This is a genomic window from Deltaproteobacteria bacterium (genome assembly GCA_028818775.1).
Taxonomy (GTDB): domain Bacteria; phylum Desulfobacterota; class Binatia; order UBA9968; family JAJDTQ01; genus JAJDTQ01.
The window spans coordinates 20,515-28,053 of sequence record JAPPNE010000076.1; the positions used below are offsets into that span (position 1 = coordinate 20,515).

Here is a 7,539-nt window from a genome sequence, read left to right on the forward strand (position 1 = left end):
CCTTTCGGCTCGGTTGCGGGCAACGGCCGCGGCCGCCGCCCATTCCCTTCCTGATGCTAAGGTAAAACGTCCCTTGAAGGGTTGCAAGATATTTGTAGGGCCAACCCGCTTTTGTTACACGTTTATGAGGCCTTCACCATGACCCCCAGGGAAAAACTGCTGGCATTGCGCGAAGAGCTGCGACAGACCTTTCTGGAACGCGGCGAGCTCATCGACGGCGCTCTCGCCGCGCTGTTGTCGGCGCAGAACCTGCTCGTCATCGGCCCGCCGGGTACGGCCAAGTCGATGCTGGCCGACGAGCTTTGCCGCCGCGTCGAGGGCGCCGGCTACTTCCAGTGGCTGCTCACCCGCTTCACCGCCCCCGAGGAGCTGTTCGGCGCCGTGAGCCTCAAGGGCCTGGAGCAGGACGACTACCGCCGGGTCACCACCCGCAAGCTGCCGGAGGCGCATATTGCGTTTCTGGACGAGGTCTTCAAGGCCAACTCGTCGATCCTCAATTCGATCCTTACCATCATCAACGAGCGCCGCTTCCACAACGGCCAGCAGGTGCGCGACGTACCGCTCATCACCCTGTTCGGCGCCAGCAACGAGCTGCCCGAGGACGACGAGCTCACCGCCTTGTACGACCGCTTCCTGCTCCGGTTCGTGGTGGACTACATCCAGGAGGACTACCACTTCCTGCGCATGCTCGAGGCGCCGCCACGGGAAACCCAGGTGCGCGTCGACCTCGACGAGCTGAGAGAGATGCAGCGCGAGGCCGAGGCCCAGCCCGTGCCCGGCCACGTCCACCGGGCCATGGCCGAGGTGCGCCGGCAACTCGGCAAGAAGGAGATCGTCGCTTCGGACCGGCGCTACCGCCAGTCCGTGGCGCTCATGAAGGCCCACTCCTATCTCGCGGGCGACACCCAGGTCTCGGACCAGAGCCTGCTGTTCCTCGAGCACGTGCTGTGGCGGGAACCAACGGAGCGCGCCAACGTGAGCAGCACCATCCGCGAGATCGTGCTCGGGTACGAGAAGGAGGCACAGGAACTCCTGTTCCAGGCGCGGGAGATCGGGGAGTACGTGCAGCGCCCGTGGGAAACGGAGGATCTCCGCTCCCAGGCCCTCATCGAAGGCCACACCAAGCTGCGCAACATCCTCGGCCGGCTGGAGCAGCTCATCGAGAAGGCTTCCGATGCCGACCGACCGGTGGCCAGCGTGGAAGGTATGCGCGACGAGATCCAAACCCTGCAGAAGCGCCTCCTGGAGGACTTGTAGTGGCGCGCCGGAAGCCCGGGAAGCAGGCCGCGCCCCCGCCCGGCCTGCCCGACAACGCCAACTGGATCGAGAGCGACCGCTACGACCGGCACGCCTACGGGCAGCTTCGGCGCGACGCCGCTTCGCTGCGGGAACTGGAGCAGGCCGGGGAGGCGCTCCTGCCCCACTTCCCGTCGCTCTTGCGGGACGTCTTCTGCCTGCTGTTCAAGTACAACATCGTCTTCGCCGCGGAAGCCGACGTGCTCCCCAGCGCGTCGGTCAACCGGACGCTCCTCGACGCGCTCCACGGCGGCGACGTGAGCCGCATCCTGCGGGAAATGACCCTCCTGGACGAGGCCAAGGCCGGCCTGTGCACCCTGCTCGTGGGCGAAGGGCTCCTGGCCATGCTCAAGTCGGAGAAGCCGTGGACGCGCCACGACATGATGGACACCTGGAAGCTGCGGCAGCAGGAGGAGGAGTTCCAGAAGGTCCGGGAAATGCTGGAGCACGCGGGCGAGCTGGCCGACCAGGAGGACGGCGCGGGCAAGGAAGACGCGCTGGCGCAGCTCCAGGAGCGGCTCAAGAGCCGCCTCCGGGGCGAAGCGGCCTCCATCCGCCAGAAGCGGCGGCAGTTGACCGAGGACCTGGACCGGGTCGAGAACGAGGCGCGGGCGCGGGTGCAGGCCTCGGCCATACGCGCCGCACAGCAGCTCGAGGAGGCCGCGGAGGAAGCCGAAGCCTGGGGGTCGGCCCTGGGCTCCGGGGGACGCCTGCCGGCGGACCGGCGGCTCGAGCTGGGGCGGCGGCTCGCGGGCAACGAAAAGCTCAAGAAGCTCATCCGCATGGTGGGCCGGATGAAGTCCCACGCGCTGGCGCTGCGCAAGCGCACCTTCGAGCGCGCCAACGAGGAACTCTACTCGGTGGAGCAGGGAGGCTCCCTGGAACACCTGCTGCCGCAGGAACTGGTGACGCTGCACCAGCCTGTGCTGCACCGGGACTTTCAGCGCCGCCTGCTGGAAAACGAGCTGTTGCAGTACTCGCTCCGGGGCATGGAGGAGAAGCGCAAGGGGCCGGTGGTGGTGTGCCTGGACGGCAGCTCCTCCATGGCCGGCGACAAGGAGCTGTGGTCCAAGGCGGTGACGTTGACCCTGCTGGAGCTGACCCGGCGGCAGCGCCGGCCGTTCCGCTCCATCTGCTTCTCCTCCCGGGACACCGCCCTGCACGTCCTGGACCTGAACACCCGGCGCGGGGCCGAGGTGGAACCGGACAAGCTCATGGATCTCGCGGAGCACTTCCCCGGCGGCGGCACCGATTTCGAGAAGCCGCTGGACGCGGCCCTGGAGTGCCTCAAGAAATCCCGTTATAAGAAGGGGGACATCGTTTTCATCACGGACGGGGAGTGCCGCGTGTCGGAGGAGTGGTCGGAGCGGTTCCTCAAGGAGAAGGACCGGCTGAGCTTCTCGCTCTTCTCCATCCTCATCGACGTGGGTCCCAGCTCGCTGGGGACCCTGAAGGAATTCAGCGACCGGATCACCACCATCAGCCAGCTCACCAGCGAAGGCACCCGCGACCTGTTCCTGCGTATCTGACACCCGCCGCTCCGGCGAGGGCGGATGAATTACTTACATCGGAGAACCCAATGAGCAAGAAACTCAGCTTCGGCATCCTGCTACCGACCCGCGGGGTCATCCTCGCCAAGACCGCGATCCCGGATTTGAGCCCTGTCTTCAACCTCGCCGACGCGGTGGAACAGGCCGGCTACGACTCGGTGTGGATCGGCGACAGCGTCACCGCCAAGTCGCGGCTGGAGGTCATCAGCACCCTGGGCGCGCTGGCGGTCAAGACCCAGCGGGTCAAGATCGGCACCGCGGTGCTGCTCGCGGCCATGCGCAACCCGGTGGTGCTGGCGCAGGCCCTGGCCAGCGTCGACGTGCTGTGCGCCGGACGCCTGATCTGCGGCGTGGGCGTGTCGCGCAACGACAAGATGTTCGAGGAGGAGTACACGGCGTGCGGCGTGCCCTTCAACCAGAAGGCCGGACGGCTGAGCCAAGTGCTCAAGATCATGAAGATGCTGTGGGCCGGGGACGAAGTCACCCACCCCAACAAGTACTACACCATCGAGAACATCTCGCTCTTGCCCAAGCCGGTGCAACGGCCCGGCGTCCCATTGTGGGTGTCCAGCAACGACGTGGACAGCGGGCTCAAGCGTGTCGCGCTCCACGGCGACGCCTGGATCACCAACATCCCGTCGCTCCAGGTGTTCAAGGAGTCGCGGAAGAAGATGGAAGACTTCGCCAGCGACGCCGGACGCAACCCCGACGACATCCACCGCTGCCTGTACCTCACCATCCACATCGATCCCGACGCCGAGAAGGCGCGGCGCGAAGGCGGCGCCTTCCTGGAGGCCTACTACCACAAGACCTACGAGGAGGTGGCCGCGCAACTGGTGGTCAAGGCCGGCGGCACCAACGAGGTGGTGGACTTCATCAACGAGTACGCCGACGCCGGCATCCAGACCTTCATCGTGCGCTTCGCCGCCAAGGACCAGTTCCAGCACCTGGACGTGTGCAACGAGCACATCATGCCGCACTTCCGGTAGGGAAACCTGCGGTCGCATGAGCGCTGATCGCGTGCTGGTGGCGGGCGCCGGGCCGGTGGGGCTGGTGGTGGCGCTGTACCTGTCGCAGCACGACATACCCGTAACCGTGCTGGAGGCGGAGACGGCGCTGCCGGAGACGCTGCGCGCCTCCACGTTCCACCCCCCTACCCTCGACATGCTCGCGTCCACCGGCGTGATGGGCGACTTCCTGGCGATGGGGCTCAAGGCCCCCACCCTCCAGTACCGCGACCGCGCCGGCTGCATCGCGGAGTTCGACTTCGGACGGATCTCCGACGTCACCGCGCACCCCTACCGGCTCCAGTGCGAGCAGTTCAAGCTCAACCGCCTGCTCTACGAGAAGCTCTTGACCCTTCCCGGCGTGGATGTGCTCTTCGCGAGCGAAGTGACCGGAGTGGAGGAGGAGGACGGGACGTCGGTGACCGCGGTGGTGGGGCAAGGAGGTGAGACCCGCCGCTACCGAGGTCGCTACCTGGTAGGCGCCGACGGCGCCCGCAGCAACGTCCGAAAGGCGCTGGACGTTGCCTTTGAAGGGTTCACCTGGCCCGAGCGCTTCCTGGTGGTGAGCACGCCGTTCCGCTTCGATGAGCACTTCGCCGGGCTGGCGCCAGTGAGCTACTTCGCCGATCCGGTGGAGTGGTTCTTCCTGCTGCGGGTGCCCGGACTGTGGCGCGTGATGTTCCCCACCCGGCCGGAAGAGAGCGACGACGACGTGCTGAGCGACGCCAGCGTCGAGCGCCGTCTCCAGAGCGTCCTCCCGACCGGAACGCCCTACCTGGTGGAACACCGCACCCTCTATCCCGTGCACCAGCGCGTGGCCGCGCGCTACCGCAAAGGGCGCGCGTTCCTCGCCGGCGACGCCGCCCACATCAACAATCCGCTGGGAGGCATGGGCATGAACGGCGGCATCCACGACGGCTACAACCTCGCCGAAAGGCTCGTTCGGGTATGGCAAGGCAAGGCGCCGGACTCGGAACTCGACGGCTACGAGCGCCAGCGCCGCCCCATCGCGCTGGAGTACGCCAACGTCCACTCCACCCGCAACAAGCTCAACCTGGAAGCCCGGGACCCGGACCGCCAGGAGCAGTTCCGCCGCACCATGCGGGAAACCGCGACGGACCCGAAGAAAGCCTACGACTACCTGCTGCAGGTCTCGATGATCGCCAGCCTGAGACAGGCGGCGCGGCTGTAACGACGCCTCGGATCGACGCCGCGGCGTCTCGAATTGAACCGGACTGACCCGTGAAGCCGGTCCCGATCGCGGCGCAGGCGCCGGTCACCTCGAGAAAGTCCATCCGGAGCATGCCTTCCCGACGCGCTTGACAGACCGTGTCGCTGAAGCCAGATTAGCCCTTGGCTGGGCCGCTGCTTCCCTGTTCCAAGAGATCGCTGTTTTGACGGAGACCGAAATGCCCAAGGTACTGACACAAGAACAGGTGGACGCCTACCGCCGCGACGGATTTCTGTTCCCCGTGCGCATCATGGACGGGAAGTCCGCGCATGCGTTGAGAGGCAAGCTGGAGGACGTGGAGCAAACCATCGGCGGCGAGCTTCAGGAGCGCTACCGAATCAAGGCCCATCTCCCCTTCCCCTGGCTCAACGAACTGATCCGGAACCCGGTGATGCTCGACGCGGTGGAGGACATCATCGGGCCTAACATCCTGTGCTGGGGCTCCAGCTTCTTCACCAAGAACGCCCATGATCCCCGGTTCGTTTCCTGGCACCAGGACACCACCTACTACGGGCTCGAGCCGCGGGAGACCCTGACCGCCTGGTTCGCGTTCACCGACAGCAAGGTCGAGAGCGGCTGCATGCGGGTGATCCCCGGCTCCCACAGCGAGGGCGCCCGCCGGCACGTGGAGACCTTCGCCGAGAACAACCTCCTCTCCAGGGGTCAGACCATCGCGGACGTGGACGAGTCCAAGGCGGTGGACATTGAGTTGAACGCCGGCGAGATCTCGTTCCACAGCGAGACCGTGATCCACGGCTCCAATCCCAACCAGTCGGACGACCGGCGGCTGGGCTACTCCATCCACTTCATCGCCCCGCACGTGCACCAGACACTCTTCGACCACGCCAGCGCGGCCCTGCTTCGCGGCGTCGACACCCACGGTCACTGGGAGGCCGAGCCGGTGGCGAGGGAAGACTTCGACCCCCAGTGCCTCGCCGCCCTTGACCGCAACCACCAGCAATACAAGGCCAACAAGCAGGAGGCGTGAGGCCCTTCGACTTCGCTTCGCTACGCTCAGGGCGAACGGATTCTGTTCAGGTTCCATGACCTGACCGTCTCCGCTTGACCGTTCGCCCTGAGCGTAGCGAAGCGAAGTCGAAGGGCGCCATCCCGACTGACTTGAGCTCCTCGGAGAAAGGACACCGCAAGTGTCTGACAAACAGCTAAACCACAAGGTGGTGATCATTACTGGAGGGGCTGGCGGCATGGGCACCGTCATGACCCGCTCCCTGCTGGAGGCCGGCGCCCGGGTGGCGGTCGTGGACAACCAGGAGGAACGTTGCCAAGCCTTGGCCCGGAGCGCCGCGGGCGTGGCGGAGGAAGGGGCGCTCATGACAATCACCGCGGACATCACCCGGGCGGACGAATGCGAGCGGGTGGCAGGCGCGGTGCTCGGCCGTTTCGGACGCGTGGACGCGCTGGTCAACGCCGCCGGCATCGGTATGCAGACCGTGCGCGCCAACTACATGAGCGAACCCGTGCGCTTCTGGGAAGTCGAACCCGACCGCTGGCAGACCGTGATGGACGTCAACTGGAAAGGCGCCTTCCTTATGGCCCGCGCCGTCACGCCCCACCTCGTGGCGCAAGGCTCCGGCCGCATCGTCAACGTCACCACAAGCCTGGACACCATGTTCCGCGGCGCCTACACTCCTTACGGCATGTCCAAGGCCGCCCTGGAAGCCGCCTCCGCGAGTTGGGCCAAGGACCTGGAAGACACCGGCGTCACCGTCAACGTGCTCGTGCCCGGCGGCCCCACCAACACGAGCTTCATCCCGAAAAGCGCCCCCTTCGACCGCAGCAAGCTGGTCCAGCCTGAGGTCATGGCCGCCCCCATCCGCTGGCTCGTCTCCGACGCCTCCCAAGCCATCACCGGCTGCCGCTTCGTGGGCAACGACTGGGACACGGAGTTGGAGCCCGACGACGCCGCCAAGGCCGCCTGCCGCCCCGCGGCCTGGCAGGACCTGGCCTCGCAGGCGGTCTGGCCGGACCGGAAGTAACCTTGACGGCAAGGGGTGTCGATGCCATTTCGTGATTGATGTCCCGTGCCTGTTTTGATATGGGTCGGCTCACCGGGCCTGCGCCTTCTTTGTTTGTGTTTGGGTTGCTGACGAACCGACGGTTTGGCGAGTCAATGTTGAAACAGGAGGGATGAGCATGAAGGAATCGGCGAAAACCACCGAGGCGAAATCCAGCGGGATCAACCGGCGCGCTTTCATCGGCGGCGGCGTGGCCGCCGGCGCAATGATATTGGGCGCACCCTACATCGCGTCCAAGGCACGGGCCAAGACCAAGGCCATCTACATCAACACCTGGGGCGGCAGTTGGGGCAAGGCAGAGGCGGAAGCCTACTACAAGCCCTATGAAAAGGCCACCGGCGTCGCCGTGAAGCCCATCACGCCCGTGGCGTTCGCCAAGCTGAAAGCGCAGGTCCAGAGCGGCCACTACGAGTTCGACG

At 66.1% G+C, this 7,539-nt stretch carries 7 protein-coding genes; all 7 read left to right on the plus strand.

Features of this window, described 5'->3' with window-relative positions:
- Window positions 1-138 precede the first annotated feature (138 nt).
- Window positions 139-1,257 carry an AAA family ATPase gene (locus tag OXU42_09345; protein MDE0029588.1) on the plus strand — a complete coding sequence of 373 codons (1,119 nt, stop codon included), beginning with the start codon at window positions 139-141 and terminating at the stop codon, window positions 1,255-1,257.
- Window positions 1,257-2,825, plus strand: coding sequence for a VWA domain-containing protein (locus OXU42_09350; protein ID MDE0029589.1), 1,569 nt, complete (start codon window positions 1,257-1,259; stop codon window positions 2,823-2,825). The genes OXU42_09345 and OXU42_09350 overlap by 1 nt, the downstream gene beginning before the upstream one ends.
- Window positions 2,826-2,875: 50 nt before the next feature.
- A complete protein-coding gene (locus tag OXU42_09355) occupies window positions 2,876-3,835 on the plus strand; it encodes an LLM class flavin-dependent oxidoreductase (GenBank protein MDE0029590.1) in 960 nt (319 codons plus the stop codon).
- Window positions 3,836-3,851: 16 nt separating this feature from the next.
- Window positions 3,852-5,045, plus strand: coding sequence for an FAD-dependent monooxygenase (locus tag OXU42_09360; GenBank protein ID MDE0029591.1), 1,194 nt, complete (start codon window positions 3,852-3,854; stop codon window positions 5,043-5,045).
- 217 nt (window positions 5,046-5,262) lie between these two features.
- The gene (locus OXU42_09365; protein ID MDE0029592.1) at window positions 5,263-6,072 is read left to right on the plus strand and encodes a phytanoyl-CoA dioxygenase family protein; all 810 of its coding nucleotides are present in this window, start codon (window positions 5,263-5,265) and stop codon (window positions 6,070-6,072) included.
- A 160-nt stretch (window positions 6,073-6,232) separates the two neighbouring features.
- On the plus strand, window positions 6,233-7,081 hold the full coding sequence (locus OXU42_09370) for an SDR family NAD(P)-dependent oxidoreductase (protein ID MDE0029593.1): 849 nt from the start codon (window positions 6,233-6,235) through the stop codon (window positions 7,079-7,081).
- A gap of 157 nt (window positions 7,082-7,238) precedes the next feature.
- The coding region (locus tag OXU42_09375) for a hypothetical protein (GenBank protein ID MDE0029594.1) at window positions 7,239-7,539 on the plus strand (301 nt) is incomplete at its 3' end.

Coding starts and splice junctions, on each gene's coding strand:
- OXU42_09345 (MDE0029588.1), top strand. CDS start 139: ATGACCCCCAGGGAAAAACTGCTGGCATTGCGCGAAGAGCTGCGACAG.
- OXU42_09360 (MDE0029591.1), top strand. CDS start 3,852: ATGAGCGCTGATCGCGTGCTGGTGGCGGGCGCCGGGCCGGTGGGGCTG.
- OXU42_09355 (MDE0029590.1), top strand. CDS start 2,876: ATGAGCAAGAAACTCAGCTTCGGCATCCTGCTACCGACCCGCGGGGTC.
- OXU42_09365 (MDE0029592.1), top strand. CDS start 5,263: ATGCCCAAGGTACTGACACAAGAACAGGTGGACGCCTACCGCCGCGAC.